The organism is Streptomyces sp. NPDC013157 (genome assembly GCF_042899865.1).
In the GTDB taxonomy this organism is placed as follows: Bacteria; Actinomycetota; Actinomycetes; order Streptomycetales; family Streptomycetaceae; genus Streptomyces.
Genome location: NZ_JBIBAK010000005.1, coordinates 184,649 through 210,144, shown reverse-complemented (window position 1 = coordinate 210,144; position 25,496 = coordinate 184,649). Strand labels below are relative to the sequence as shown.

The window sequence follows — 25,496 nt, the reverse complement described above, 5'->3', positions numbered from 1 at the left end:
TCAGAGAGGTGCCTGCGACCACAGCGATCTCCCTCACCGAACTCGCGGCCGGGGCGGCGGACGCCGACCTCCTGGACGCGCACGCCGAGCCGTCCCGGCCGCTGACGGTCGTCGACCTGGACCCGGCGACCACGCCCAGCGCCGCCGACCTGGAGCGGGCCGTCCGCCGGGCCCGGGACGGCGACCGGCTGCTCGTCGGACGCACCCGCCGACCGGAACCCACCTGTCCCGACGCCCTGTTGAACGCCCTGGACCTGACCCTGGTACGCGCTCCCCGCGACCGCCTCGACGCGACGGACACCGCCGGTCACCCGGCCACGGTCGCGGTCACGGACCCGGCCGCCGAGGCGGAGTTCCTGCGCGCGCGGGCGGCGGAACAACCCCAGGCGGCCCTGGTGCTGCGCCAAGTCCTGGGCATGACCGGGCAGTTGCCGACCCGGCAGGCCCTCGACCTGGAGTCGCTGGCCTACTCCACGTTGCTCGGCGGTGCCGGGTTCGTCGGATGGCTCGCGGCACGTGGGCCACGGTCCGCGCCGCCGCCCGCGACGCACGACCCCGTGACGGCACGCCGCGAGGGCGATCTCCTGCGGATCACACTCGACCGGCCCGAGCGGCGCAACGCGCACGGTGCGGAACTGCGGGACGCCCTGGTCGCGGCCCTCGACATCGCCGTCTGGGACGACACCGTGCGCCGGGTGGTCCTGGACGGCAACGGCCCCTGTTTCAGCTCGGGCGGCGACCTGGACGAGTTCGGCACCGCCGCGGACCTGGCGGCCGCGCACCTGATCCGCACCCGGGCCGGCGCGGCGGCCCGCCTGCACGCCCTCGGCGACCGGCTCACCGCACGCATCCACGGGGCCTGCGTCGGCGCGGGCATCGAACTCCCGTCCTTCGCCGCCCGGGTCGTCGCAGCCCCCGGCACCACCGTCCGGCTGCCCGAACTGGCCATGGGCCTGATCCCGGGCGCCGGCGGCACGGTCGGCATCCCGCGCCGGATCGGCCGCTGGCGCACCCTGTACCTGGCCCTCGACGGCCGCGCCGTCCCCGCCGAACGCGCCCTGGCCTGGGGGCTGGTGGACCGGATGGAGGAGTGAGACGGGGCCGGGCGCAGCGGCACCGCGGACCGGAGTCAGCCGATGCAGATGACCAGCAGGCAGAGCTGCGAGGGCGAGGTCGCGGACGCGGCCGGTGTGGGGCTCGCCGACGATGCCGACGTGTCCGCGCCGGTGGTCGCCGTGGTGGTGGTGGCGGTGGGGGTGGGCGTGGCAGTCGCCACCGTCGCCGCGCCGGTGGCGGTGCCGGACACCGTGGCGGCGGACCGTGACCGGGCGGCGGAGACCGTCGTGCGGGTCGGCGAGGTGGCGGTGTCCTGACCGGGAGTCGCCGTGGCGTGCGGCACGCCGGCGGTCTGCTCGTGCGGGGCGTTCGCCGTGGCCGCGCCGGCGGAGGCCGTCCGGTCCGGGGCGCGGTGCCTGCCGGTGGGTGCCGACGCCGCCGGGTCGGCGACCGTGGCCTGCTCGTCGGCGAGGCCCATGGGCCTGTTGTCGGGGGCCGTGGCCGCCTGCGCCCGATCGGTGCCCTGCCGGTCCAGGGAGGCGACGGTCAGCCCGCCGCCGACCAGGGCGACCGCGGTGGCCACCACGGCCCGCCGCTGGTTCTTCTTCCAGCGGGCCCGCTGGCGGCGCCGGGCCGCCCGGCCCACCGGTGCGGCAGGGGCGGCGTCCGGACCGTCGTCCGGACCCTCGGCCGTCTCTTCGGTGGCGCGGGCGTCCGTGTCGAACCACGCTTTGTTGGCCGGATCCTGCCAGGATGCCACGCCGGTCGACGCCGGAGCGACGGTGGCGCGCGCGGCGACTTCCGGGGCGTAGGCGCCGCATCCGGGGCACGCCAGGGCGCCGTTGAGGTGCCGACGGCACGATGCGCAGTAGTCCATCCGCGGTCTTCCTGACTCGACTGCGCCAGCGGCCCCATGAGCCGTGGCCTGATCTCGTTCGTACGTGGTATCGAACGGCCAGAACGGTAGCGAGCCTTTGGCCAGGCAGTGTGCAGCCTGTGTGTCGCTTCTGCGCAGATCAGGGGTTGTCGGCGATCCGGTACCGGGTGGCGGCCCCGCCGCCCCAGTACACGCCCGGGCGGCCGCCAGGGGATCATCAGCAGCGCGGTCGCCGCGGCGGACGTCCCCAGGGCCCGTACCGCTCTTCTTCCTCGCGTTGTCACTCCAAGTCGATCAGTCGAAGAGTCGATCAGTCGATCAGTCGATCAGTCGATGCCGGCGGAGACGAGGACGCGCACGTCCCACGGGCCGAGGTCCACCGCCGTGCCCGCGGCGAGTGACGTGCCGTCGAGGACGTCGGTGAGGTGGACCGGGGCGGAGACGTGCGCGGGCTCCCAGCTCCAGTTGTGGACGATGTGCACGCGGCGCCCGTCGGGTGCGGTGCCGGTCGTCGCGGTGACCGTCGCGGGGAGGTCCCGCCAGCCGTGCCGGGCCGCCGGCGAAAGCCACTCGGCCAGCGTCCGGGCGAGGTCGCGGCCCGGCACCGTGCCGACGTACGTCACCCGGCCCGCGCCGTGCCGGCGGGTGGTGACCGCGGGCCAGCGCCCGAAGTGCGGGTGGTCGTACTCGACGAGCACCTCGGCGTCCGCGACGGTCAGGCCGTCCGCCCAGCGGGTGGCCGTGGCGCCCTCCGGCAGGCGGAGCGGGCCGCCGGGCACGGACCGGACCGGCAGCTCCCGAAGCAGGTTGCTGAACTCGTCGTACGACACGCCCGCCGCGTCCGTGAGCCGGCCGGGCGCCGGTTCGGTGCGGGCCCGGCCCTCCTGGTCGGCGTAGCCGGTGCGCGGGCCGAGGACCAGATGGCCGCCCGCGTGGGCGTAGGCCGCGAGCCGGTCGAGGGTCGCGTCGTCGGCGAGGTACAGCGCGGGCACGACCAGCACCGGGTGCCGGCGCACCGTCTCCTCGGGAGTCTCGCCGTCGCGCAGTCGGCGGGCGTGGACGATCCGCACCTGGCGGCCGGCGTCGAAGGCGCCCCGGTGGAAGGCGTCGAAGATCCGGTGGTAGGCGGCCGGGTCGGGGCCGCCGTCGGGTGTGGCCAGCGGCGGGTACTTCTGCATCAGCCACTTGCTCGGCGTCGAGTACACCATCGTGAGGTCGGCGTCCGGCTCCAGACCGGCGACGAGCCCGCCCGCGGTGTCGAACTCGGCGCCCAGCCGGGCGAGTTCGGCGTAGACCCGGCCGGGGCGGCCGGTGTGGGGGAGGATGCCGCCCCAGTAGGTCTCGGCGCCGAAGTGCAGCGTGTGCCAGTGCCAGTACTCGATCATCCTGGCCCCGCGCCCGACCAGTGCCCAGGCCGCCTGGCGCCACTGGCCGTCGTAGGCGGGCCGGTTGTCCCAGGGGAAGCCGATCGAGCCGGCGTTGGTCTCGGTGACCAGGAACGGCGCCTGCCGCGAGGAGAACATCCAGTCGGCGGTGCGGTACAGCGCCCACACCCCGGTGGTCTTCCACTGCTGTTCGTGGGTCTCGGGTGTGGCGTCGGGCAGCAGCAGACCGTCCTGCATGTCGTAGTACGGGTTGCCGGCGGCGATGTCGAGGCGGTCGGTCAGCTCGTCGTCCTCGACCGCGGGGCGGGTGTAGGAGATGCAGGTGGTGACGAACTGCTCCGGGCGGGCGTACTCGCGGACGATGTCCGCCTGCCAGCCGATGAACTCGGTGACCTGGCGGGCCTGGAACTCCCGCCAGGCGATGTCGTACTGGGGCTGCGCGTTGCCGTCCGGGGTCCACAGGTCGGCCCAGGTGGAGAGCCGGTGGGACCAGTACACCAGGCCCCACTCGCGGTTGAGGGTCTCGACGTCTCCGTACTTCTCGCGGAGATGGTCGACGAACCGCTCGAACACGCCCCGGTTGTACAGGAGTTCGTTGCCGGGCTCGTTGTCGACCTGGAAGCCGATGACCGACGGGTGGTCCGCGTACCGGGCGACGATCCGGCGGACGACCCGCTCGGCGTGGAACCGGAAGGCGGGGTGCGTGAAGTCCACCTCCTGCCGGGCGCCCCAGCCGATCCGCTCACCGGTGCGGCGCTCGCCGGTGATCTCCGGGTACTGGCGGGCCAGCCACGGCGGGACGGCGTACGTCGGGGTGCCCAGCACGACCGAGATCCCGCGCTCGTGGGCGCCGTCGAGCACCGGTTGCAGCCAGTCCAGGTCGAAGCGGCCGTTCTCCGGCTCCCAGGTCGACCAGACCGACTCGCCGATCCGGATGACGGTGACATGGGCGTCGGCCATCAGGTCGAGGTCGGTCTTGAGGCGTTCGGCGGGACGCTCGTACGGCTGGTACTCGTGGTAGTACGCGGCACCGAACAGGACACGGGCAGGCAGAGCCGCCATGAAGGAGACCTCCGAAGGAGAGTGAGGGGAAGTTGCCGGAAGGGGGTCACTGCTTGACGCCGCCGGCCGCCAGGCCGCTCTGCCAGTACCGCTGGAGCAGCAGGAAAGCGGCGACGAGCGGCACGATCGAGAGCAGGGAACCGGTCACGACCAGCGCGAGCATGTCGCTGCTGGCACCGGCCCCGCCGTTCTGGGCCTGCGCGGCCCAGGAGGCCAGGCCCACCGTCACCGGGTACAGGTTCGGGTCGTTGAGCATGATCAGCGGCAGGAAGTAGTTGTTCCAGGTCGCCACGAGCGTGAACAGCAGGACCGTCACCAGGCCGGGGCCCAGCAGCCGCAGGGCGATCCGGAAGAAGATGCGGGCCTCGCCGGCACCGTCGATGCGTGCGGCCTCCAGGATGCTGTCCGGGACGGCGTCGGCCGCGTAGATGCGCATCAGGTAGAGGCCGAACGGGTTGACGAGGGACGGCAGGATGACGGCCCAGGGGGTGTTGACCAGGCCCGCCTTGGCGAACAGCAGATAGGTCGGGATGGCCAGCGCGGTGGTCGGGACCATGACGGCACCGAGGACCAGGTTGAAGGTGAACCGGTCGCCGCGGAAACGGAACTTCGCGAATCCGTAGCCGCCGGCCGCCGCGAGCAGCGCGGCGCCGACCGCGCTGACGGCGGCGTACAGGACCGTGTTGAGCAGCCAGTGCACGAAGACGCCGTCGTCCTGGGTGAAGGTCGCCCTGATGTTGGCAAGGAGCTGAGGGGTGTGCGAGAACCACAGGCCGAAGCTGTTGAAGAGGTCCTGGGTGCTCTTGGTCGAGGCGATCAGCAGCCAGCACAGGGGGAGCAGGAAGTAGGCGAGCGCCGCCAGCATGGCGATGGTCAGCGGGGTGCTGCGGCGGGTCGTCATGCGGTCCTCCTGCGGCTGTCGCGGCTGCTGCGGCTGTCGCGGCTGCCGCGGTTCGCGGTGAGCAGCACGCCGTAGGAGGCGATCACGATGACGAGGCCGAGGAGGAAGGACACCGTGGCCGCGTAGTTGACCTGCTGGCCGGTGAACGCGAGGGAGTAGGCGTACAGGTTGGCGGTGTAGGAGCTGGTGATGACGTCCGGGGCGATCTTCATCAGCAGGTTGGGTTCGTTGAAGAGCTGGAAGCTGCCGATCACCGAGAAGAGCAGGGTGAGCAGGAGCGCCGGCCGCAGCGCGGGCAGTTTCACCGACCAGGCGATGCGCCAGGCCCCGGCGCCGTCCACCGCAGCCGCCTCGTACAGCTCCTGCGGGATCGTGCGCAGGGCCGCGTACAGGATGATCATGTTGTAGCCGACGAACTCCCAGGTCACGATGTTCGCCAGGCTGCCCAGCATCCAGCCGTCGCTGAGGAAGTGCGGGGCCGGAAGGTCCAGTTTCCGGCTCAGCTGGGCGAACGGGCCGAAGTCCGGCCCGTACAGATAGCCCCACATGAGCGCGGCGACCACGCTCGGCACGGCGTACGGCACGAAGATGCCCAGCCGGATCACCCGCGCCAGCCGCAGCAGCCCGCTGTCGAGCGCGAGGGCGAACAGCAGCGCCAGCAACAGCATCACCGGCACCTGGATCACGAAGAACAGCGCCACCCGGCCCACACCGTGCAGGAGTTGGGGGTCGCCCAGTGCCTGGGTGTAGTTGTCGAGGCCGACGAACACCGTCCCGCCGATCAGGCGGTTCTGGAACAGGCTGAGATAGGCGGCGTAGCCGAGCGGGGCGAGGAAGAGCAGGAGGAACAGCGTCAGGAACGGGGCGACGAAGAGCGGTCCGGCGGCCCGGTGGCGGCGGGTGCCGGTCATCTCAGCTCCCCTTGACCGTGAAGCCCTGGCTCTTCGCGTACGTCGTCAGCCGTGACTGCCAGCTGCCGAGCGCGCGGACCGTGTCGGTGTGGTCCGCCAGGGACTTGCCGACGGTCTCGGTCCAGTCGGTGGCCGCCTGGTCCAGGAACGGGGGCCACTGGAAAGAGGAGTTGACCGTGGAGCTGATGTCGGCGAAGACCTGGTTGACCTTCTGCCCGCCGTAGAAGGAGGGGGCGTCGCCGGTGAACGACGCGTCCGTGAGCAGGGCCTTGGTGGCGGGGAAGAAGAACTGCTCGGTGGCGAACATCCTCGCGCTGGCCGGGTCGCTGTTCAGGAACTGCGCGAACACGGCGGCGGCGACGGGGTTCTTGGTGGAGCGGACCACCGCGGTGGTGGAGCCGCCCCAGTTGCCGGAGCTGGGCTTGGCCGCGTCCCACTGCGGCAGCGGGGCCGCCCGCCACTTGCCGGCCGTGGCCTTGGCGGAGCCGGACAGGAACACCGGCCCCCACGCGGCGGTGATCCAGGTGGCGTACCTGCCCTTGTTGAGGGCGGCGTACCAGGAGTCGGTGAAGTCCGGCTCGACGCCGATGACCCCTTCCTTCGCGAGCCCGCCCCAGTAGGCGCCGAGCTTCTGCGAGACGGTGTCGTCCACGCTGATGGTGATGTCGCTCTTGCCGGAGGTGACATAGGGCTTGGCGCCCGCCTGCCACAGCAGCCCGTGCCAGGCGGCGACCTGGTTGGCGGCGAGGTTGGTCAGGTAGACGTCCGGGTCCGCCTTGTGCAGCTTGCGCGCGGCCGCGGCGAACTCGTCCCAGGTGCCCGGGACTTCGATGCCGTGCTTGTCGAAGATGTCGTGCCGGTACAGCATGCCCATCGGGCCGGTGTCCTGCGGTATCGCCCAGATCTCGCCGTTGCTGCCGCTGACCTGGCCCCAGGTCCAGTCCACGAAGGCGGACTTGAGCGCCGAGGCGCCGTACGGCCGCAGATCGAGCAGGCTGTTGGTGATGGTGAAGGTCGGGATGGCCTGGTACTCGATCTGGACCATGTCCGGAGCGCCGCTGCCGGCCTTCAGCGCCGTACGCAGCTTGGTGTACTGGGGCGTGCCCTGACCGGCGTTGACGATCTTGATCTTGACGGCCGGGTACTTCTTCTCGAAGAGCGCGACCTCCTTGGCGATGTTCGGGACCCAGGTCCAGAACGTCAGCTCGGTCGGGGTCTTCATGGCCTTGTCGATGTCGGCCTGGCTCACGGGCTTGGCCGAGGCGGAGGAGCCGCCGGAGTCACCGCCGCCGCAGGCGGTGAGGGCGGCGCCGAGCGACAGGGCGCCCGTGGTGGCGAGGAAGAGCCGGCGGCTCACGGGGACGGTGCTGGACGTGGAGGTGGATCTGGGCATGGTGAACTCCCGCCGATGGCGAAGGGACGGCACGCCTGGCGAGGGCGTGCGGGGATGGGGGAGGAAGGAAGGCGAGTAGCAGGCGCGCAGGCCTGACTCGGGGCCCTCTGGGGGCGCGGTGCGGCTCTGGGAGCGCGGGTGCGAAGCGGGCGCGCTCAGGGAAGTGCGGAGGCGCGCGCGGTCGGCGCGGCGTCGGGCGTCGGCACGGTGGCCCGTGCCGGGATCGCGTCACCCGGGGTGGTGCGGGGCCGGACGATGGGTCAGTCGGCGGCGGTGGTACCTCCGTTCGCGGATGCGGGACCTGATGCCGGACCGCGCCGGGCCCGGGCCGGTGTCCTGCGGCCCGGCGGTGACGCGGTCGAGGCGCGAACGACGAGGTCGACCGGCGGACCGCTCGACGGCAGCGGATCCGCCGCCGGGTTCTCGATGGCGTGCACCAGGCGTTTGAGACCCTCCTGCGCCACGGCGTCGAAGGGCTGGCGCACCGTGGTGAGCGGGGGAGTCACGTAGGCGGCGACCGGGATGTCGTCGAAACCGACCACGCTGACGTCCTCCGGCACGCGCCGGCCGGCCTCCGTCAGCGCGCGGATCAGACCGATCGCCATGTCGTCGTTGGCGGAGAAGACCGCGGTCACCCGGTCGTCGGCGGCGAGTCCGCGCCCCGCCGCGTACCCGGAGGCGGCCGACCAGTCGCCCCCGGCGACCGGGGGCACCTCCCTGCCCTCGGCGGTCAGGGCGGCCCGCCAGCCCTCCAGCCGGTCCCGGGCCGCGTACCAGCGCTGCGGACCGGCCAGGTGATGGACCGTCACATGGCCGAGCGACAGCAGGTGTTCGGTTGCGGTGCGGGCCATCAGGTCCGCGCCGTCCCCGGCGGTCAGCACGGTCGGCGCGGTGACCGGCGGCGGCGCGCCCATGACGAGGACCGGCACGTCGACGCGCAGGGACACGTCGCCCTGCTCGTCGATGGGCTCGGAGATGACGATGCCGTCCACGCCCTGGTCGAGGAGCGAGTCCACGGCACCGGAGAGGCCCGCCGGGTCGCCCTCCACCGTGTTGACCACGCGCAGCGCGTATCCCGTGTCCCGGACGACCCGCTCGACGCCCATGAGCAGCGAGGCGGGCCCGTACAGGGCCGTACCGAGTGTCACCACGCCGATCGAGCGGGTGCGTCCGGAGGCCAGCGCCCGGGCGGCGTTGTTGCGCCGGTAGCCGAGCTGTTCGGCGGCGTCGAGCACCCGCCGGCGCACGTCCTCGGAGACGTACGGCTCGTCGTTGAAGACCCGGGAGACGGTCTTCTGCGAGACACCGGCCAGCCGGGCCACGTCCACACTGCGTGGCGCGGCGGTGCTCCTGCCGCGTCCCGTCCCTGGTGTCATGGCATCTCCCGGTGACCGCCCGACCGCTTGATCGAGGCCAATCATGTCATGCGCGGTCTGACTGACTGCGCTGTCATGTCTGCGTAGTCATGTCTACGCAGACATAGGAGTCGCGTCAAGACTCCGGAACGCATCGATTGCGGAGAGCCTGCGCGCGAGCCCGGTCCACGCGGCCGGTGCCCCGCACCGGGGGGCGGGCGCCGTCTCCGGTGCGGAGCACGGGCGTTCGCCACCGGCAGGTGTGGTTCGCGGCCGCCGTGGCCGGGCCGTGCCCGGCGCATCGGTCGCACGGCCCGGCATCCGGATCACCGGTGGCCCGTGCCGTTCGTCGCCCGTGGGGGCGTCCGCGCGCTACTGCGAACGCGGTAGCCCCTGCTGATACCGCGGTACGTCGTCGCGGCGGCGCGTACTGCGCCCTGAGGCCGCCGTTTGCCCACAGCGGGACGACGACGGGACGCCCCCCGCCCCGCGAGGCTGAACCGGTGTCGGAGACCGGGGGCGCACCGCCTCGCGCGGCCCAGCCCAGTGCCGGTCGGATCCCCAGCAGGAAGCAGGGCACTCGGATGAGGACTCGTACCGGGCTCGGGCTGGCGGCGGTCGCCTCGTGCGTCGCGCTCGCCGCAGCCGTGACCGTCGGCCGGGAGGGCGGCTCGGCCGCGTCCCCGCACACGCTGCCGAAAGGGCCGTACGTGGCGCTCGGCGACTCCTACACGGCGGGCCCGGACATCCCCGACCGGCACGGGCGCCCCGCGGGCTGCGAGCGCTCCGACCGGAACTACCCCTCGCTGGTCGCCGCCGGACTCGGCCTGCGGTCGGCCGGGTTCAAGGACGTCAGCTGCAGCGGGGCGGTCACGGCCGATCTGGCCGCCCCGCAGACGACGGACGACGGCGTCAACCCCGCGCAGCTGTCGGCTCTGACCGCCTCGACGCGGCTGGTCACCCTCGGCATCGGCGGCAACGACATCGGCTTCGGCCCGCTCCTCACGACCTGCGTCAAGTACGGCGTGGCGTACCGGCTGGCGGAGCGGATCGCGAGCGGGGCCGCCGACCGGGCACCGTGCCGCGGCCGGTACGTGGCGGACGGCACCGACGAGATCGACGGGAGGATCGGCGCGGTCGGCCGGCGGCTGTCCGGCGTGCTGGACGACATCAGGCGCCGTGCGCCCGCGGCCCGGGTCTACGTGGTCGGGTATCCCGCGATCCTGCCCGCCGAGGGGACCGGCTGCGCCGCGCTCGGACTGGCGCCGGGCGACGTGGGGTTCCTGCGCGAGAAGGAGCAAAGGCTCAACGCCGTGCTCCGGCGGCAGGCGCAGACGGCCGGGGCCGGCTACGTCGACACCTACACGCCCTCCGCGGGGCGCGACGCCTGCGCGGACGCCGCCGTGCGCTGGATCGAGCCACTGGTCCCGGCGGCCCCGGCGGCCCCGGTCCACCCCAACGAGCGCGGCGAGCGCGGCATGGCCGACGCCGTGCTCCGGGCGGTCGCGGCGACGCACTGAGGCGGGCCTGCCGTCGTACCGGCGCACGATCCCGCGGCCCGGACGCGTACTGCGGTTTCAGTAGGCCGTCCTCCGAATTCAGTAGGCGGCAGTGCCAGTTGCCGCACGACGACGAGGGGGCCCTCGCCGGGACAGCCTGGGTGACCCACCGCCGTGCTCCTCGACGCCTTCGTCGTCCGGATGGCGATATCGTGCCCGCGGTCCTCGCCCTGCTGGGCGACCGGGCCTGGTGTTTGCCGAAGTGGCTGGACCGGCTGCTGCCCAGGTTGGACATCGAGGGTGAGGCCCTCACCCGGGGTGCGGCCACCGCAACGGTCACCGACCCGGATCCGACCCCGGACGAGCCCGTCGAGGCACGCCTGTGACCGTCCTCCCCGGCCCCGGCGGGCCGCCTGTGGCACAGGTCACGGGCGACCCGACGGGGCGTTCCCCCGCCGACGTCGGCCACCGTGGACCCAGGCCCCGCACGCGGAGAGACACACATGACCACCACCTTGGACGGGAGAACGGGACGCTACCGCCGCTTCGTGGACGCGGCCACGGTCCTCTCGCTCCTCGGCTGCGTGGCCGGCCCTGGGTGCCCTGCTCCGCTTCCCCGGCCTCAGCCAGCCGCGGGAGCAGTGGCCCGCCGTGGTCATCGCGGCCGCCACCTGCCTCGCCCTGCTGCGGGCCCGCGACCACCCGCGCGCCGTCGCCGCCGTGGCCATGGCCGGTACGGTGGCCACCCTCGCCCAGGGCTACCTCCCCACGCCCCTCATGCTGGCCCCCCTCATGCTGGCCCTGTACTGGTTGGCCGCCGAGACCGACCGGGAAACCGCGCGGGTGTTCGGGCTGGTGGCCATGGCCGTGGTGGTGATCGCCACCATGCTCGACAACCCCACGACCGACATGCTGCTGCGCACCGTCGGCCCCGTCCTGTGGCTGCTGCTGCCCCTCGTCGTCGTCGGCGGCTGCGCCCGGCTGCGCACCGCCTACCTGGAGTCGGTACAGGCCCGGGCCGCGTACGCCGAACGCACCCGGGAGGAGGAGGCCCGGCTGCGGGTCGCCGAGGAACGGATGCGGATCGCCCGCGAGCTGCACGACGCCGTCGCCCACCACATGGCCGTCGCCAACGCCCAGGCCGGCACCGCCCGCCACCTCGTGCCCACCCGGCCCGAGCAGGCGCTGGCGCTGCTCGACGAACTGACGGCCACCACGTCCTCGGCACTGATCGAACTCCGGGCCACCGTCGGGGTGTTGCGGCGGTCCGGCGACCCGGACGGCGAGTCCCTGGAACCCGCCCCCGGCCTGGACCGGCTGCCCGACCTGGTCTCGACCTGCGCCGGCGCCGGGCTCTACGTCACCCTCACCACCGAGGGCGACCCCGCCCGCTGTCCCCGGGCGTGGACCTGACGGCGTGCCGGATCATCCAGGAAGCCCTCACCCACGTCACCAGACACGGGGCCGGCCAGGGCGCCGACGTCCGGCTCGCCTACGAGCGGACCCGGCTGCTCATCTCGGTCACCAACGACGGCACTCCCACCGCCCCGGCGGCCGCCGACGGAGGTTTCGGCCTGATGGGCATGCGGGAACGCGCCCACTCCGTCGGCGGCGACCTGCGGGCCGGACCCCGCCCCGGGGGCGGCTTCGAAGTCACCACCGCCCTTCCGCTCCACTCCCTCGCACCGGAAGAACCAGAGGCCGCCGCGTGAGGGTCCGAGTCCTGCTCGCCGACGACCAGGCCCTGCGCGCGGGGCACGTTCCGGCTGCCGATCGACTCCTGCCCGGACCTGGAGGTGGTCGCCGAGGCAGCCGACGGCAAGGAGGCGGTGGACCTGGCCTGCACCCACCGCCCCGACATCGTCCTCATGGACATCCGCATGCCCGGCACGGACGGCCTCGCCGCCACCGCCGCCATCTGCGCCGACCCCGAGCTCGCCGGCACCCGCACCGTCGCCGCGGGCGAGGCCCTGCTCTCCCCGGGCGCCACCCGCGCCCTCATCACCCGTTTCCCGCCGGCCCCGCACCCGGCAACCTCCTGGCACCTCCGGAGCGCCTGAACGCCCTCACCCCGCGCGAACGGGAGGTCACCGCGCTCGCCGCCCGCGGCAGGTCCAACGACGAGATCGCCGCGGAACTCGTCCTGAGCGTCCTGACCGTCCGCAGCCACATCCAGCGCGCCCTGACCAGACTCGGCGCCCGCGACCGCGCCCAGCTCGTCGTCATCGCCTACCAGACCGGCCTCGTACGCCCGGAGTCACGGCAGATCTGAGCGCGAGCCCGCCCCGCCCCTTCCACACGACCGGCTCACCGAGCGCACCTGCCCGGCCGCGACACGATCGGCTGTCGGAACACGCTGGTACGTCGGCCTCGCCGCAGACACCGCCGCCCGTGGCAGGCCGAGTGCCGGATCCCCGGCAGCCGTGCGGGCGGAGCTCAGCCGGTGCCGCCCATGCGGATCAGCGTCTGCTGGCCGTTGGCCACCAGGGTGCGCTCGCCGTCGTCCCGGACGCCGTACACCTCCAACCGGCACACGGTCAGGGTGCGGCCGGACTTCAGCACCGTGCCGATCGCCTCGATGTGGTCGCCGACGGCGGGCGCGAGGAGGTTGATCTTGTACTCGACGGTGAGGACGTCGCAGTCCTCGGGCAACAGCGTGAGCGCCGCGTAACCGCCGGCACTGTCCGCGACCGCGCTGGTGGCGCCGGCGTGGATGTAACCGTGCTGCTGGGTCACCTCGGGGCGGGCCGGAAGCACGATGTGCACACGGCCCGGTGCGATCTTCGTGATCCGCGCGCCGAGATGGGCCATCAGCCCCTGCGCGTCGAAGCTGTCCTGAACACGTTTGCGGACCACGGGGCTCGCCTCTTCCTGCTGCGTCCGGTCGTTCACGTACGTGCTCTCCCTCCGGGGGCCGCGCCTGCTTCGCCGCGTGAGGAAGGCCAGGCCGGACCAGCCGGGAAGTGTTCCCCGGATCCACCCCGCCAATACAGTTGCCCGGCCGCGGGACGGTCGTGGAGGCTTGCGCGGTGAAGTCCGTGCTGTGGCCGTTCGACCTGTCCTGGGGCGAGGTGGACCCCGTCCGTCATCCGTTCGACCACGCGGCGGCGGAGCGGGTGGTGCGCTCGCTCGGTCCGGCCCGATGCGTTCCGAGCCGTCCTGACCTGTCCCCCGCCGATCCGGCGATGAGTGCCTGGAGCCATGGCGAGGGCGGTCTCTGGGCGAGTTCCATGTCGTACGCCCTGATGAGGCGTTACGGCCGCTGGGCCGTGGGCTGGCGCTGGGCGCACGACGAAGGGGACCTCGGCGGCGGGCCCGTCGGGAGCTGGTGCTGCCCGCGGGATTCGATCAGCACACCGGAGGAGACACTCGACCGGGTCGTCGCGGCACTGTGCGAGTGGCGGACGTGGCTGGAGAGCCTCGCCGGGCGGTTCGAGGCGTACCCGCTGGATCCGGCCGGCATCGAGGACCAGCGGATCCTGTGGGAGCGCGCCGCCCGGAACCTGATCCTGCAGGTCGTCGACCGTACCGGCTGCGGCAGTGGCTGGTACGGGCACTGCCGGCAGGTGCTCGGCTGGTTCCTCGACCGCTGGGGAGTCGCACCGGGCAACGCGCGCGAACTCGTCGACGAGGCGGTCGGCGGTCGGTTCCACAGCTGGATCACCCCGGACGGAGTGGTGGTCGACGACATCGCGGAGCGCCTCGCGCGGTCGCTGCCGGCGTCCGGCGGACCGCGGCCGACCGCCGGGCCGGCCGTCGACCACCTGGCACGGTGGCTCGCCGTACGCGAGACCGTGGCCTGGCAGGAGGCCTCGAACCGTGGCGGGGAAGGACCGGTGACACCGGCACGCGACGGTGCGGCCGAGGACGTCCGCGCCTTCGACCGCGCCCTGGACCCCGCCCGCGCCGAGGGACTGCTCGCCGCGCTCGGACGGCTCCGGGCCGACGCGGCGCACGGCGCGCCGCTCGACTTCGCACTGCTCCAGGGCTGGCAGCAGCACGTCCTGGGCACCGCACGGCCGCCCGGGTTCCGCGCCCTGCCCGCCTTCGCCAAGCGCGGCCGGGAGCGCTACGGCATCGCCCCGGACACCCGGGCCCGCCTCGACGCCTGCCTGGCCGAGAGCGCCGGGAGGGCAGACAGCGCCGGGAGCGCCGAGGACGCCGGCGCACCGCTCCCGCTGACCGCCCGGGCCGCCCGCGCCTACCTCGACGTGTGCTTCTTCCACCCCTTCGACGACGGGAACGCCCGCTCCGCCTTCCTCGCCCTGGTCTTCGTCCTCGCTCGCGAAGGCGTCACGCTCGACAGCGTCAGCCTGCTGCGCCGCGTCACCTTGCAGGCCGACTCTGCTCGGGACGCCCTGTCGCTCGCCAACTACGTCGACGTCCACCTCGCGGAGACCCGGCGCCGAGCCGCCGCCCCGGCCTCCTGACCGGATCCCCTCCGATCAGGGAGAGGTGCCGTCGTCGGCCTTCCAGCCCCAGACGGTGAGCATGCCGGCCGACAGCGCGGCACACTCCTCGGAGTCCAGGTAGCGGATGGCCGCGTCCACGGCGGCGTCGTCGACCAGGGCGGTGGCGAGCATCGCGGCCCGGCTCCGCTCCCAGGTGTCCGCCCAGAAGCGGCTGACGGGACTGCCCGGCACCAGCGGCGGCACGTGGATCTCGGCGGCCACGGACCCGAGCCCCGCACCGCGCAGCAACTGCGGATACGACGGCACCCAGGAGACGTCCGTGCCGATGGCGGCCCGCAGCCCCTGCCACATGGCCCGCATCACCGTGGTGTACGGCGTGTCGGGCGTCCGGTCGCTCGTCAGGTCGACCGCGTCGCTGAGCACCAGCACACCGCCGGGCGCGACGAGTCCGGCCAGCGTCGTGATCAGTCGCTCGTGCTCGGGCAGGTGCATCAGCACGAAGCGCGCGTGGACGAGCCGGAACCGGCCGGGCGCGACGTCCTGGGCGGTGAGGCCGGTGGTGATGTCGGCTTCCAGCACGTCGAGCCCGGGCCGCTCGATGAGGAACCGTACGTCGCGGTCCACGGCGAGCACGCTCTCCACCCCGGCCTCGTCCAGCAGCCGGCCGGAGACCGTGCCCGTGCCGGCCCCCACGTCGAGGCAACGCCACCCCGGCCCGGCGCCGAGGGCCCGCAGCCGCGCCATGGTGATGTCGTCGTAGACGAGTGCGCCGACGTCGATCCGCCGGCCCTCACCGGCCTGTTCGGGACGGAAGACGGCCTCGCCGTAGCGGCCGCCGCCCGGCGCGGCGGTCACACCGCCGCCCTGGTGATGCCGGGACTGCCGTCGAACTCGGTGAGCCGGAACAGCGGGGCGTCGAAGAGTTTCATCGCCGGGCCTTCGCACGTGGTGGGGGTACCGGGCGGCCCGTCCCGGGGCCGCCCGCCCCACCGATCCTCCACCGGCGCCCGCCCGCACCGCCGAGGCGCGCCGCGCGAGCGGCCGATCGGCCGAAGGGCCGGGCGCCCTCCACCGGGGCTCCACCGGACCCCAGCAGATCGATGGCTGATACAACTGACTTCGCCGCACACGAGCACACGAGTCGTGCCGGGGGTGACCGGCACAGCGGAACACGGTCGGGGAAGCCGGCCGGCCAGGAGGATCGGGATCGCCATGCCGCACGTCACCGTCGACTACTCCCCGCGGCTCGCGGACTCCTTCGACCTGCGGGTCTTCGCGGCGGAGCTGCAGCCGACCGTGCTGGAGGGGAGCGGTTCGGCGGGCACCTGCAAGATGCTGTTCCGGCAGGCGGCCGAGGCCCGGGTGGCGGACCGGCACGGCGCTGCGGCGGCGTTCGTGCACGTGGAGGTCGGGCTGCTCCCCGGGCGGCCCGACGCGGTCAAGGCCCTGCTGTCCGAGGACGTGCTCGCCCTGCTGGAGAAGCACCTGGGGGTGGGCACGCCCCAGGCCGTGGTCTGCTCCGTGGAGGTACGTGACCTGGGCGGCTCGTACCGTCTCCGGACCCTCTGAACCGCGTCCGACGTGCCACGTGCCGCCACCGGCGGCCGTCAGGCGGTGTGGAGGGCGGTGTGCAGGGTGCGTGCGGCCAGGGAGATGGCGGCTTCGGCGGCGTGGGTCTCGCGCAGGGCGTTGAGCATCACGAAGTCGTGGATGATGCCCTGGAAGCGGACGGCGGTGACGGGTACGCCGGCTTCGCGGAGCTTGTTGGCGTAGGCCTCGCCCTCGTCGCGCAGGACGTCGGCCTCGGCGACGATGACGCAGGCGACCGGCAGCACCGGTGCCCCGGTGTACGGCTTCGTCGGGCTCGGGGTGATGGGGCAGCCCATGGCGCTCAACCTCGCCCGGGCCGGCACCCCGCTCGTCGTGTGGAACCGGACGCCCGGGCGGGCGGAGGCGCTGCGGGCGGCCGGGGCGCGGGTGGCGGCGAGCGCCGAGGAGGTCTTCGCCCACGCCCGTGTCGTGTTCGTCATGCTCGTCGACGAGACGGTGACGGACACCGTCCTCGGCCGGGGCGGCCCGGAGTTCGCGAAGCTGGTCGCCGACCGGGTCGTCGTGTCGACGGGCTCGACGGCGCCGGAGTGCGCGCGGGGACTCGCCGCCGACGTCGAGGCCGCCGGCGGCCGTTTCGTCGAGGCGCCGGTCTCCGGGTCGCGCAAGGCGGGCGAGCTGGTCGCGATGCTCGGCGGCGACCCCGACAGGGTGGCGGAGGTACGGCCGCTGCTCGCCCCGATGTGCCGGGAGACCGTCTACTGCGGTGCGGCCGGGTCCGGCGTCCTCATGGAACTGGCCGTCAACCTGTACCTGGACATGACGCTCGCGGCACTGGCCGAGTCCGTCCACTTCGCCCGGCTGCAGGGTCTGAACCTGGAGATCTTCCGCGCCGTCGTCGACTCCGGCCAGCTGGGCAGCGGCATCACCCGGGTCAAGGTCCCGATGCTCGCGGCCCACGACTTCACGGTGCAGGCCGCCACCGCCGACGCCTACGCCAACACCCGGCTGATCGCCGACGCGGCCCGCGCGGCCGACATCGCCACCCCCATGCTCGACCTCAGCGGCGAGCTCTACGGCGAGAGCGTACGGCTCGGTAACGCCCGCCTCGACATGTCCTCGGTCCTCACCGCGATCGAGGCCCGCACGGACACCGCGGCGCCGCCGGTGACCGGCTAGGCTCCGGGACATGCGGATCTCCGTCTCCTCCGACATGGACGAACCCGTCGCCCGCCTCCTCGTCGAGGAGCTGCGCAGCCGCGGCCACGACGTGCGGACGTACGGCGCGCTGGAACCCGGGGCCGACCCGCAGTGGGCCGTCTGCTCGGAGGCGGCCGCCCGTGACGTCGCCGCCGGCGCCGCGGACCAGGCCGTGGTGTGCTGCTGGACCGGCACCGGTGCCTCGATCGCCGCCAACAAGGTGCCCGGCGTGCGCGCCGCCCTCTGCGCCGATGCCTACACCGCCGACGGCGCCCGCCGCTGGAACGACGCCAACGTCCTCGCCATCGGCCTGCGGCTGACCTCGCAGCCGGTGCTCAAGGAGATCCTCGACGCCTGGTTCGCGGCCACGCCGAGCAAGGACGCCGAGGACCTCGGGAACGTGGCCCACGTCGGTCGCCTCGACGCGGGCCACGGGGCCGTCTAGGGAGTGTCCGGGGTCAGTGGGCGCCGAGCCCGCCGCCGCCGAACGAGCCGCTGGAGCCCTTGCTCCAGCGCGGCCGGTCCTTCGACGCGCTCGGCCTGGTCTGCTGGTTGCTGAGTTCGTACGGGGTGAGCGGACGGCCGCCCTTGGGCATCAGCGGGATCTCCTCCGATTCGCGGTTCTCCCGGATCTCGTGCACAGCACCCTCCGGTGGCAGCTTCGGCTGCTCCTCGGGGCGCGGCCGGGGCGACTCGCGGTACTTGACCCGGTTGCCCAGCCAGAAGCCCCCGGCGAGCATCGCCAGCACGGCCACGGCCACCAGGAAGAGCGCGAGACTCAGTAGGCCGCTGGGAGCGGCCAGCTGCATCGGTTCCGTACTCATAGCCAAGGGATACCCCTCTCATAACGGTGTGAACCGGACGTAATCGGTGGCTGATCGTGCACAGCGGGCGACAGGAGGTCAGTGCGGATCGTCGCGTACCGAGACCGGGCAGAGGCGGCAGCGGACGTCGACCACGCCCTCCACGGCGCGGGTCAGCCGCTCGGCGACCGGTGCCGGTTCCGGGCTGTCGATCCAGCCCGTCAGGGTGACGACCCCCTCGGTGACCTCGACCCGGATGTGGTCGGCGGAGAGCGGGAACAGGCGGTCGACGACCTCCCGGCGCACCTCCTCGGTCAGCTCCTCGTCCGCACGCAGGAACACCTTCAGCAGGTCCGCCCGGCTGACGATGCCCCTGAGCACGCCCGCACCGTCGACGACAGGCAGCCGCTTGACCCCGCGCCGGGCCATGACGCGTGCCGCCTCCGCCACGGTGGCGTCGGCGCGCACGGTCACCGCGGGCGCGTTCATCAGCTCCCCGGCGGTCACCCCGCGGGCCCTGGCCAGATCGGCCTCGGACACGACGCCGATCACCCTGCCCCCGCCCTCCAGCACGGGCAGGGTGCTGACCTTCCACCGGTCCATCAGCGTGACGACGTCCTTGAACGGGGCGGCGCGGCCCACGGCCACGGGGTTGGGGGTCATCACGTCGCCGACGGTGTGCGGGCTGTCGTGCATGGTCGCCTCCTCGGATCCCACCGATCACGAGAGGGCGGGAAGGACGCCATCCACTTCTCGCGGATCCTGATTGCGCGGTGCGCGACCGTGGCCGGCCGCTTCCCCGCGTCACTGCGGGTCCTTCCCGTCACCTCCAGCACACCACGGGAACGCCCATGCCACCAGGGGCCACCGGTCCGGAATTCACCGCTCCCCACCCGTGCGGCGGGCGGCGGGCGGTGTCATGCCCCCGGCCGCACTTCTCTGGCGGTGCGGCCGCCCGTCGCGCAGCGTGGAGGTGGAGGGGGCCTGCCGAACGCCCGAGGAGAGGTGGAACGGATGGACAGGGATGTCACCGAGCGGCGGGTCGTGGTCGGCGTCGACGGATCGCCGTCCTCGTACGCGGCCCTGCGCTGGGCCCTGCGGTACGCCGGCCTCGTCGGCGGTGTCGTGGAGGCGGTCGCCGTGTGGGAACTGCCGGGGCTGTACGGCTGGTCGGGGCCCGCCGTCGACATGGACATCGACGCGGAGGAGGCCCGGGTCAGGATGCGGCAGGAGCTCACCGACGTACTCGGGGCGGACGCGGCGGGTTCGGTCCGTTCCCACCTGGTGCACGGCAACACCACCGACGTCCTGCTGCGGGCCGCGGAGGGCGCCGAGGCCCTCGTCGTCGGCAGCCGCGGCCGGGGCGGGTTCGCCCGCGCCCTGCTCGGTTCCGTCAGCCAGCAGGTGTCCCAGCACGCCACCTGCCCGGTCGTGATCGTCCGCGCGGCGCAGGACTGAGCAACCGCCGGCAGCAGGCGGCGTTTGCCCGGGCCGCGTGCTGGTTACCCGGGCCGTATGACTTGGACGTCTTCTCAGCAGGACCTGTACCGGTTCCTGGAAGACCGGTTCACGTGCGCGCAGGCGTGCACGGAGTGCGCCCGGATGTGCGCGTTGCGTGCGGGGGTGCTGGATCCGGGCGGGACCGCCGACGCGGAGGCGGACCGGCTGCGCCGCACCGGCATCATGTGCGCCGAGGTGTGCGACACCACCTGCCGGGCACTGACCGAGGAGACCGACCGGGACGCGGAGGGGCTGCGCGTCCAGCTGGAGTGGTGCCGCACGGTCTGCCTCGACTGCGCGCGGGCCTTCGACGCCCGTCCGGGCGCCGAACAGAGCGCGGCCGCCTGCCGGGCGTGCGCCGCGGCCTGCACGGACTTCATGGCGGCACTCGGCTGACCCCATCGGGGCGTTCGCCGGGGTGGCGTGGCCTCCTTCGGCCCCGGTTCGGGCGCCGGTCGCCGCGCTCGCCCTGGCGCCGAAGCAGATCCGCGCGGCGGCGGCCCGGGCCGGCGCGAACCGCTGACCCGATGGCTGGCATCGCCGATACGCGTTTCCGCCGTACCGCCGGGCTGCCTAGCGTGACGTGGGTACCGCCCACCGTTCCCAGCCGCGTCCGTGCTACAAGAGGAGCACTCCCATGAGCCAGCCGCCCCGCCGGATCGTCACCGGTCACGACGAGACGGGTACCTCCGTGTTCCTCTCCGACGGTGAGCCGCCCGTCATCCGCGCCGCGCCCGACGGCGCCGCCTTCTACGAGATGTGGAACACCGACTCCGTCCCGGCACCCGTCGCGGCGGACGAGCCCGAGCCCACGCAGCGCGACCTGACCGTGCCGCCGGCCCCTGGAGGCACCAAGATCCGCGTCAACGAGTTTCCGCCGGGCTGTGTCTCCCCGACCCACCGGACCCAGACCGTGGACTACGGCATCGTCCTGACCGGCGAGGTCGTCCTCGTCCTCGACGACTCCGAGCGGCTGCTGCGCGCCGGGGACGTGGTGATCCAGCGCGGCACCGACCACCGCTGGGAGAACCGCACGGATACGGCGGCCCGGATGGCCTTCGTCCTCGTGGACGGAGCCTTCACCGAGCCGCTGCTGAAGGTCCTGGGCCCCGAGGTGCTCGGCTCCCTGCACGGCAGCCCGCTGGCACCCGGCCAGAGCTGACACCGGTCACGGCGGGCCGCCGCCATTCCCAATTTCTGGAACACGTTCTACGGTGTGCGCCGTCAGGACCGCCCTTGGGGAGCCTGGAGGCGCCGTGCACCTCGACCACACGCCCGAGCAGCAGCGGCTGCGCACCGAACTGCGCGCCTACTTCGCCGGCCTGGTGCCGGACAACGCCTACGCCCGCTACGCCGACCCGGCCGCGCAGAAACGCTTCTACCGGGAGACCGTCCGCCGCCTGGGCACCGACGGCTGGCTCGGCGTGGGCTGGCCCAAGGAATACGGCGGCCGCGGCCTGACCGCGATGGAGCAGTTCATCTTCTTCGACGAGGCCGCCCAGGCCGGCGTACCGCTCCCGCTGATGGCGCTGAACACCGTCGGCCCGACGATCATGCAGTACGGCACCGCCGAGCAGAAGTCGTACTTCCTGCCCCGCATCCTCTCCGGCGAGATCGACTTCGCCATCGGCTACAGCGAGCCCGACGCCGGCACCGACCTCGCCGCCCTGAAGACCCGGGCCGTGCGCGACGGCGACGAGTACGTCGTCAACGGCCAGAAGATCTGGACGACGAACGGCGACACCGCCGACTGGGTCTGGCTCGCCACCCGCACCGACCCCGGGGCCCCGCCGCACAAGGGCATCACCATGCTCCTGGTGCCGACCACCGACCCCGGCTACTCCTGCACCGTCATCAACACCCTCGCCTCGCACGACACCACGGCCAGCCACTACGAGAACATCCGCGTCCCCGTCGCCCGCCGGGTCGGCGAGGAGAACCACGGCTGGCGGCTGATCACCAACCAGCTCAACCACGAGCGCGTCACCCTCGCCGCCCACGGCACCATGGCCATCCGCGCCCTGCACGACGTGCAGCGCTGGGCGATGGAGACCAAGCTCGCCGACGGCCGCCGCGTCGTCGACCTGCCCTGGGTGCGGCGCAACCTCGCCCGCACCCACACCCGCCTGGACGCCATGAAGCTCCTCAACTGGCAGATGGTGAGCGCCGTCCAGGAGGGCAGCCTCACCCCGCAGGACGCCTCCGCCGTCAAGGTCTACGGCTCCGAGGCCCGCCGCGACGCCTACGCCTCGCTGATGGAGGTCGTCGGCGCGGCCGGGCCGCTCAAGGAGGGCTCGGCCGGCGCGGTCCTCCACGGCGACCTGGAACGCGGCTACCGCTCGGCGGTCATCTTCACCTTCGGCGGCGGCAACAACGAGATCCAGCGGGAGATCATCTCCTGGATCGGGCTGGGGATGCCACGGGTACGGCGTTAGCCTGCCGGTATGGACGGTGATGCCGGGCTCTTCACCCCCGACTCCGTGACCTGGCAGATGCACGGTGACCCCATGATGTGGGTCGCCGGCATCCGGGCGCTCTATCTCCAGGCCCTGCATCCTCGCGCGCTGCGCGGTGTCATGGAGAACTCCGACTTCCGCCGTGACGCCTGGGGCCGGCTGATACGGACCGCGAACTTCGTCGGTACGACGACCTACGGCACCACCGAGGCCGCCGAGCGCACCGGAGCGCGGATCCGGAAGCTCCACAGCATGCTGGGCGCGACGGACCCGGACACCGGCGAACGGTACGGCGTGGACGAACCCGACCTGCTGCTGTGGGTGCACTGCGCCGAGATCGACTCCTACCTGCACGTCGTCCGCCGCTCCGGCTTCCCGCTCACCGACGCGCAGGCCGACCGCTACATCGCCGAACACCGGGTCAGCGGCCGCCTGGTCGGCCTCGACCCCGCCGCCGTGCCGGGCGACCAGGAGGAGATGACCGCCTATTTCGAGAAGGTACGACCGCAACTCGCAGTCGGCGCCGACGCACGCGCGGTGGACGACTTCCTGCTGCGCCCGCCGACGCACCCGCTCCTGATACCGGCGCGCGAAGTACTGTGGCGGCGCGTGGCCAGGCTGGCGTACGCCTCCCTGCCGCCGTACGCCCACGAGCTGTACGGCAGACCGGCCCCTCGGCCCGCGGTCGTCACCCGCCGACTGCGCGCCACCGGCACCCTGCTGCGCTGTGTTCCCGCACGTCTGCGCTGGCAACTCCCGCCCAAACACATCCTGCGCGCCATGGCGAGGCTCGGTCCGGACGCACGCCCCGCACCGTACAAAGTCGGGCGATAGACAGCCATACTGGGCGAGCAAGGGGGTGTCACGGACCGCGACGGGGGGCGACGGCGCGCGATGGCTGACAGCAGGCTGGTCCAGGGGAGGTACCGGCTGCTCGACCTGATCGGGCGGGGCGGCATGGGCGAGGTGTGGCGGGCCCGCGACGAGTCACTCGGCCGGCAGGTCGCCGTCAAGTGCCTCAAACCGCTGGGCCCGCACCACGACCAGGCGTTCACCCGCGTCCTGCGCGAACGGTTCCGCCGTGAGGCGAGAGTCGCCGCCGCCCTCTCCCACCGCGGGGTCACCGTCGTCCACGACTTCGGCGAGTACGACGGCATCCTCTACCTGGTGATGGAGCTGCTGAACGGCCGCAACCTCAGCCAGCTCATGGAGGACGACAAGCACCATCCCCTGCCCGTCGGCGACGTCGTCGACATCGCCGAGCAGGTCGCCGCCGCCCTCGCCTACACCCACCAGCAGGGCATCGTGCACCGGGACCTGAAACCGGCGAACATCATGCGGCTCACCGACGGCACGGTGAAGATCTGCGACTTCGGCATCGCCCGCCTCGGCCACGACATCGGCTTCACCTCCCGGCTGACCGGCACCGGCATCGCCATGGGCACCCCGCACTACATGTCCCCGGAGCAGATCGGCGGCACCGAGGTCGACCAGCGCAGCGATCTGTACTCACTGGGCTGCGTCCTCTACGAGATCGCCACCGGGGCACCGCCGTTCGACCTCGACGACGCCTGGGCGATCCTCGTCGGCCACCGCGACACCCCGCCCGCCCCGCCGCGCTCCCACCGCCCCGAGCTGCCCGGCTGGTTCGAGAAGGTCGTCCTCGACCTGCTGGCCAAACGGCCCGAGCAACGGCCCTACGACGCCCGGGAGCTGGGCCGCCGGATCACCTCCGGGCGGACGACCCCCGCCTACGTCCCCACCGTCGTCACCGCGCAGCCCCGGCTCCGGCCCACGGAACCGGCCGCCCGGGAGCCCCGGCTGCCGTCCTGGACCCGGTCCATGACCACCGGCCACAAGGCCACCGGCGCCGCCCTGCGCACCACCCCGCCCGACCCCGGCGCCGGACTCACCGGCGAGTGGATCGCCCGCCCGGCCACCGGCGTCGCGGAACCGCTTCCCGCGGTACCCGTCCCCTCCCCGGAGACCCTCGCCGCCCTCGCCGGCCGCCACAACGCCGGGCTCAGCCTGGGACGGCTCGGCCGCTGGGCCGAGGCCGGCGAGGTGCACCGCGCCGTCGCCGCCGAACGCACCCACCTCCTCGGCCCCGACCACCCCGACACCCTCGCCAGCCGCTACGAGATCGCCTTCACCCTCTCCCGCACCGGCCGCGCCGCCGACGCACTGCGCGAGTACACCGAGGTCGCCGTCGCCCGGGAGCGCGCACTGGGCGCCGACCATCCCGACACTCTCGCCACCCGTCAGGAAACGGCTTACGTGCTGGGCCAGTTGGGCCGCCACTTCGACGCCCACCAGGTGTACACGGCCGTCCTCGCCGCCCGGCAACGGCTGACCGGCCCCGACCATCCGGACACCCTGCGCTGCCGCCACAACCTCGCCTTCAACCTCAGCAGGCTGGGCCGCCCGGAGGACTCGTACCGCATGGCCCACGACGTGGCCGCGGCCCGCGCCCGGGTGCTCGGTCCGCTGCACCCCGACACCCTGGTCACCCGCTACGAAGTCGCCTACGCGCTCGGCCAGTTGGGACGTTGGGAGGAGGCCCTGCAGACCTACCGCGAGGTCGCCGAGGCCCGTGGCCGCGCCCTCGGCGCCGACCACCCCGACACCCTCGCCGCCCGGTACGAGGTCGGCATCAGCCTGGGTCGCCTGGGCCGCAGCGCCGACGCGCTCACCCTCTACCGCGCCCTGATCGACGACCGCACCCGCGTCCAGGGCCCCGCCCACCCCGAGACCCTGCGCGCCCGCCACGGCCTCGGCGTCAACCTCGGCCGCCTCGGCCGCTGGGAGGAGGCCCTCGCGGAGTCCCGCGACGTGTGCGCGATCCGCGACCGGGTCCTGGGCCCGGACCACCTCGACACCCTGGTCAGCCGCCGCGAGGTCGCGGTGGGCCTCGGCTGGCTGGGCCGCTGGCCGGACGCGCTGACGGAGTACAGGAGGGTGGCCGGCGCACGGGAGAGAGTCCTGGGCCCGGACCACCCGGACACCCTCGCCAGCCGCAACGACGAGGCTCACTGCCTGGAGCAACTGGGGCGGGGCGCCGAGGCGGTGGAGTTGTACCGGAGGGTGGCGGTACTGCGCCAGCAGCGCGCGTCCGGCGGAGGGCTCTGAAGCGCGCCC

General features: G+C 73.3%; 25 protein-coding genes and 3 pseudogenes. 16 read left to right on the top strand and 12 right to left on the bottom strand.

What is annotated here, in order from left to right; all coding sequences use genetic code 11:
- The first annotated feature begins 8 nt into the window (after positions 1-8).
- Entirely contained in the window at positions 9-1,094 is a 1,086-nt protein-coding gene (locus tag ACFY6U_RS17330) for an enoyl-CoA hydratase/isomerase family protein (RefSeq protein ID WP_390038987.1), read from the top strand.
- Between the two features lie 35 nt (positions 1,095-1,129).
- On the opposite strand, the gene ACFY6U_RS17325 is transcribed toward ACFY6U_RS17330, so the two are convergent.
- From ACFY6U_RS17325 to ACFY6U_RS17300, 6 genes are all read right to left on the bottom strand, one after another.
- A complete protein-coding gene (locus ACFY6U_RS17325) occupies positions 1,130-1,933 on the bottom strand; it encodes a hypothetical protein (protein ID WP_390038985.1) in 804 nt (267 codons plus the stop codon).
- A 326-nt stretch (positions 1,934-2,259) separates the two neighbouring features.
- Complete coding sequence (locus tag ACFY6U_RS17320; protein ID WP_390038983.1) at positions 2,260-4,380, bottom strand: beta-galactosidase; 2,121 nt, start codon at positions 4,378-4,380, stop codon at positions 2,260-2,262.
- Between the two features lie 46 nt (positions 4,381-4,426).
- Positions 4,427-5,281, bottom strand: a complete 855-nt coding sequence (locus ACFY6U_RS17315; RefSeq protein ID WP_390038981.1) for a carbohydrate ABC transporter permease — start codon at positions 5,279-5,281, stop codon at positions 4,427-4,429.
- Positions 5,278-6,192, bottom strand: a complete 915-nt coding sequence (locus tag ACFY6U_RS17310; RefSeq protein WP_390038979.1) for a carbohydrate ABC transporter permease — start codon at positions 6,190-6,192, stop codon at positions 5,278-5,280. Before ACFY6U_RS17310 ends, ACFY6U_RS17315 begins: the two co-directional genes overlap by 4 nt.
- Before the next feature lies 1 nt (position 6,193).
- Positions 6,194-7,585 carry an ABC transporter substrate-binding protein gene (locus tag ACFY6U_RS17305; protein WP_390038977.1) on the bottom strand — a complete coding sequence of 464 codons (1,392 nt, stop codon included), beginning with the start codon at positions 7,583-7,585 and terminating at the stop codon, positions 6,194-6,196.
- Positions 7,586-7,845: 260 nt separating this feature from the next.
- Positions 7,846-8,961, bottom strand: coding sequence for a LacI family DNA-binding transcriptional regulator (locus ACFY6U_RS17300; protein WP_390038975.1), 1,116 nt, complete (start codon positions 8,959-8,961; stop codon positions 7,846-7,848).
- A 563-nt stretch (positions 8,962-9,524) separates the two neighbouring features.
- Between ACFY6U_RS17300 and ACFY6U_RS17295 the strand changes: the two genes are divergently transcribed.
- The 5 genes and pseudogenes from ACFY6U_RS17295 to ACFY6U_RS17275 all read left to right on the top strand — a co-directional run bounded on the left by ACFY6U_RS17295 (position 9,525) and on the right by ACFY6U_RS17275 (position 12,711).
- Entirely contained in the window at positions 9,525-10,460 is a 936-nt protein-coding gene (locus ACFY6U_RS17295) for an SGNH/GDSL hydrolase family protein (RefSeq protein WP_390038973.1), read from the top strand.
- Positions 10,461-10,607: 147 nt separating this feature from the next.
- Positions 10,608-10,825 (top strand): annotated as a pseudogene (locus tag ACFY6U_RS17290) (hypothetical protein); the annotation flags it as partial.
- Positions 10,826-11,090: 265 nt separating this feature from the next.
- The gene (locus tag ACFY6U_RS17285) at positions 11,091-11,852 is read left to right on the top strand and encodes a sensor histidine kinase (protein WP_390038971.1); all 762 of its coding nucleotides are present in this window, start codon (positions 11,091-11,093) and stop codon (positions 11,850-11,852) included.
- Positions 11,843-12,151 carry an ATP-binding protein gene (locus tag ACFY6U_RS17280; protein WP_390038969.1) on the top strand — a complete coding sequence of 103 codons (309 nt, stop codon included), beginning with the start codon at positions 11,843-11,845 and terminating at the stop codon, positions 12,149-12,151. Before ACFY6U_RS17285 ends, ACFY6U_RS17280 begins: the two co-directional genes overlap by 10 nt.
- A pseudogene (locus ACFY6U_RS17275) lies at positions 12,148-12,711 on the top strand (response regulator transcription factor). The gene ACFY6U_RS17280 and the pseudogene ACFY6U_RS17275 overlap by 4 nt, the downstream one beginning before the upstream one ends.
- A 164-nt stretch (positions 12,712-12,875) precedes the next feature.
- On the opposite strand, the gene ACFY6U_RS17270 reads toward ACFY6U_RS17275, so the two are convergent.
- A complete protein-coding gene (locus ACFY6U_RS17270; RefSeq protein ID WP_390038967.1) occupies positions 12,876-13,331 on the bottom strand; it encodes a PaaI family thioesterase in 456 nt (151 codons plus the stop codon).
- Positions 13,332-13,468: 137 nt separating this feature from the next.
- Here ACFY6U_RS17270 and ACFY6U_RS17265 point away from each other — a divergent pair, with 137 nt between their 5' ends.
- Positions 13,469-14,869, top strand: coding sequence for a Fic family protein (locus ACFY6U_RS17265; protein WP_390038966.1), 1,401 nt, complete (start codon positions 13,469-13,471; stop codon positions 14,867-14,869).
- Between the two features lie 15 nt (positions 14,870-14,884).
- Here the strand turns inward: ACFY6U_RS17265 and ACFY6U_RS17260 are convergent, their stop codons facing one another.
- Both ACFY6U_RS17260 and ACFY6U_RS17255 read right to left on the bottom strand, forming a co-directional pair.
- Entirely contained in the window at positions 14,885-15,706 is an 822-nt protein-coding gene (locus ACFY6U_RS17260; protein WP_390038964.1) for a class I SAM-dependent methyltransferase, read from the bottom strand.
- Entirely contained in the window at positions 15,703-15,852 is a 150-nt protein-coding gene (locus ACFY6U_RS17255; protein ID WP_390038962.1) for a hypothetical protein, read from the bottom strand. Before ACFY6U_RS17255 ends, ACFY6U_RS17260 begins: the two co-directional genes overlap by 4 nt.
- A 211-nt stretch (positions 15,853-16,063) precedes the next feature.
- On the opposite strand from ACFY6U_RS17255, the gene ACFY6U_RS17250 reads away from it, so the two are divergent.
- The gene (locus ACFY6U_RS17250) at positions 16,064-16,420 is read left to right on the top strand and encodes a 5-carboxymethyl-2-hydroxymuconate delta isomerase (RefSeq protein ID WP_351500824.1); all 357 of its coding nucleotides are present in this window, start codon (positions 16,064-16,066) and stop codon (positions 16,418-16,420) included.
- A gap of 38 nt (positions 16,421-16,458) precedes the next feature.
- Here the strand turns inward: ACFY6U_RS17250 and ACFY6U_RS17245 are convergent.
- Positions 16,459-16,725 (bottom strand): annotated as a pseudogene (locus ACFY6U_RS17245) (alpha/beta hydrolase fold domain-containing protein); the annotation flags it as partial.
- A gap of 10 nt (positions 16,726-16,735) precedes the next feature.
- Here ACFY6U_RS17245 and ACFY6U_RS17240 point away from each other — a divergent pair.
- Positions 16,736-17,578 carry an NAD(P)-dependent oxidoreductase gene (locus ACFY6U_RS17240; RefSeq protein ID WP_390038960.1) on the top strand — a complete coding sequence of 281 codons (843 nt, stop codon included), beginning with the start codon at positions 16,736-16,738 and terminating at the stop codon, positions 17,576-17,578.
- Between the two features lie 10 nt (positions 17,579-17,588).
- Positions 17,589-18,044: an RpiB/LacA/LacB family sugar-phosphate isomerase gene (locus tag ACFY6U_RS17235; protein ID WP_390038958.1), complete on the top strand. Its 456-nt coding sequence runs from the start codon at positions 17,589-17,591 to the stop codon at positions 18,042-18,044.
- Positions 18,045-18,057: 13 nt separating this feature from the next.
- Here the strand turns inward: ACFY6U_RS17235 and ACFY6U_RS17230 are convergent, their stop codons facing one another.
- Both ACFY6U_RS17230 and ACFY6U_RS17225 read right to left on the bottom strand, forming a co-directional pair.
- Positions 18,058-18,423 carry a DUF6479 family protein gene (locus ACFY6U_RS17230; RefSeq protein WP_390038956.1) on the bottom strand — a complete coding sequence of 122 codons (366 nt, stop codon included), beginning with the start codon at positions 18,421-18,423 and terminating at the stop codon, positions 18,058-18,060.
- A 78-nt stretch (positions 18,424-18,501) separates the two neighbouring features.
- On the bottom strand, positions 18,502-19,098 hold the full coding sequence (locus ACFY6U_RS17225) for a CBS domain-containing protein (RefSeq protein WP_390038954.1): 597 nt from the start codon (positions 19,096-19,098) through the stop codon (positions 18,502-18,504).
- Positions 19,099-19,416: 318 nt separating this feature from the next.
- Between ACFY6U_RS17225 and ACFY6U_RS17220 the strand changes: the two genes are divergently transcribed.
- The 6 genes from ACFY6U_RS17220 (at position 19,417) to ACFY6U_RS17195 (ending at position 25,487) form a co-directional block, all read left to right on the top strand.
- Positions 19,417-19,860, top strand: a complete 444-nt coding sequence (locus ACFY6U_RS17220; protein ID WP_390038952.1) for a universal stress protein — start codon at positions 19,417-19,419, stop codon at positions 19,858-19,860.
- A gap of 57 nt (positions 19,861-19,917) precedes the next feature.
- Complete coding sequence (locus ACFY6U_RS17215; RefSeq protein ID WP_351494920.1) at positions 19,918-20,298, top strand: ferredoxin; 381 nt, start codon at positions 19,918-19,920, stop codon at positions 20,296-20,298.
- 241 nt (positions 20,299-20,539) lie between these two features.
- On the top strand, positions 20,540-21,064 hold the full coding sequence (locus ACFY6U_RS17210) for a cupin domain-containing protein (RefSeq protein WP_390038950.1): 525 nt from the start codon (positions 20,540-20,542) through the stop codon (positions 21,062-21,064).
- Positions 21,065-21,158: 94 nt separating this feature from the next.
- A complete protein-coding gene (locus tag ACFY6U_RS17205) occupies positions 21,159-22,337 on the top strand; it encodes an acyl-CoA dehydrogenase family protein (RefSeq protein ID WP_390038948.1) in 1,179 nt (392 codons plus the stop codon).
- A gap of 9 nt (positions 22,338-22,346) precedes the next feature.
- Entirely contained in the window at positions 22,347-23,192 is an 846-nt protein-coding gene (locus ACFY6U_RS17200; protein WP_390038946.1) for an oxygenase MpaB family protein, read from the top strand.
- A gap of 60 nt (positions 23,193-23,252) precedes the next feature.
- On the top strand, positions 23,253-25,487 hold the full coding sequence (locus tag ACFY6U_RS17195) for a tetratricopeptide repeat protein (RefSeq protein ID WP_390038944.1): 2,235 nt from the start codon (positions 23,253-23,255) through the stop codon (positions 25,485-25,487).
- The last annotated feature ends 9 nt before the right edge of the window (positions 25,488-25,496 follow it).

Bases quoted from the DNA above. Each gene is read 5' to 3' on its own strand.
- ACFY6U_RS17220 (WP_390038952.1), top strand. From the start codon at position 19,417: ATGGACAGGGATGTCACCGAGCGGCGGGTCGTGGTCGGCGTCGACGGA.
- ACFY6U_RS17315 (WP_390038981.1), bottom strand. From the start codon at position 5,281: ATGACGACCCGCCGCAGCACCCCGCTGACCATCGCCATGCTGGCGGCG.
- ACFY6U_RS17250 (WP_351500824.1), top strand. From the start codon at position 16,064: ATGCCGCACGTCACCGTCGACTACTCCCCGCGGCTCGCGGACTCCTTC.
- ACFY6U_RS17295 (WP_390038973.1), top strand. From the start codon at position 9,525: ATGAGGACTCGTACCGGGCTCGGGCTGGCGGCGGTCGCCTCGTGCGTC.
- ACFY6U_RS17305 (WP_390038977.1), bottom strand. From the start codon at position 7,585: ATGCCCAGATCCACCTCCACGTCCAGCACCGTCCCCGTGAGCCGCCGG.
- ACFY6U_RS17195 (WP_390038944.1), top strand. From the start codon at position 23,253: ATGGCTGACAGCAGGCTGGTCCAGGGGAGGTACCGGCTGCTCGACCTG.
- ACFY6U_RS17200 (WP_390038946.1), top strand. From the start codon at position 22,347: ATGGACGGTGATGCCGGGCTCTTCACCCCCGACTCCGTGACCTGGCAG.
- ACFY6U_RS17300 (WP_390038975.1), bottom strand. From the start codon at position 8,961: ATGACACCAGGGACGGGACGCGGCAGGAGCACCGCCGCGCCACGCAGT.
- ACFY6U_RS17230 (WP_390038956.1), bottom strand. From the start codon at position 18,423: ATGAGTACGGAACCGATGCAGCTGGCCGCTCCCAGCGGCCTACTGAGT.
- ACFY6U_RS17325 (WP_390038985.1), bottom strand. From the start codon at position 1,933: ATGGACTACTGCGCATCGTGCCGTCGGCACCTCAACGGCGCCCTGGCG.
- ACFY6U_RS17235 (WP_390038958.1), top strand. From the start codon at position 17,589: ATGCGGATCTCCGTCTCCTCCGACATGGACGAACCCGTCGCCCGCCTC.
- ACFY6U_RS17225 (WP_390038954.1), bottom strand. From the start codon at position 19,098: ATGCACGACAGCCCGCACACCGTCGGCGACGTGATGACCCCCAACCCC.
- ACFY6U_RS17310 (WP_390038979.1), bottom strand. From the start codon at position 6,192: ATGACCGGCACCCGCCGCCACCGGGCCGCCGGACCGCTCTTCGTCGCC.
- ACFY6U_RS17210 (WP_390038950.1), top strand. From the start codon at position 20,540: ATGAGCCAGCCGCCCCGCCGGATCGTCACCGGTCACGACGAGACGGGT.
- ACFY6U_RS17240 (WP_390038960.1), top strand. From the start codon at position 16,736: ATGGCGCTCAACCTCGCCCGGGCCGGCACCCCGCTCGTCGTGTGGAAC.
- ACFY6U_RS17215 (WP_351494920.1), top strand. From the start codon at position 19,918: ATGACTTGGACGTCTTCTCAGCAGGACCTGTACCGGTTCCTGGAAGAC.
- ACFY6U_RS17320 (WP_390038983.1), bottom strand. From the start codon at position 4,380: ATGGCGGCTCTGCCTGCCCGTGTCCTGTTCGGTGCCGCGTACTACCAC.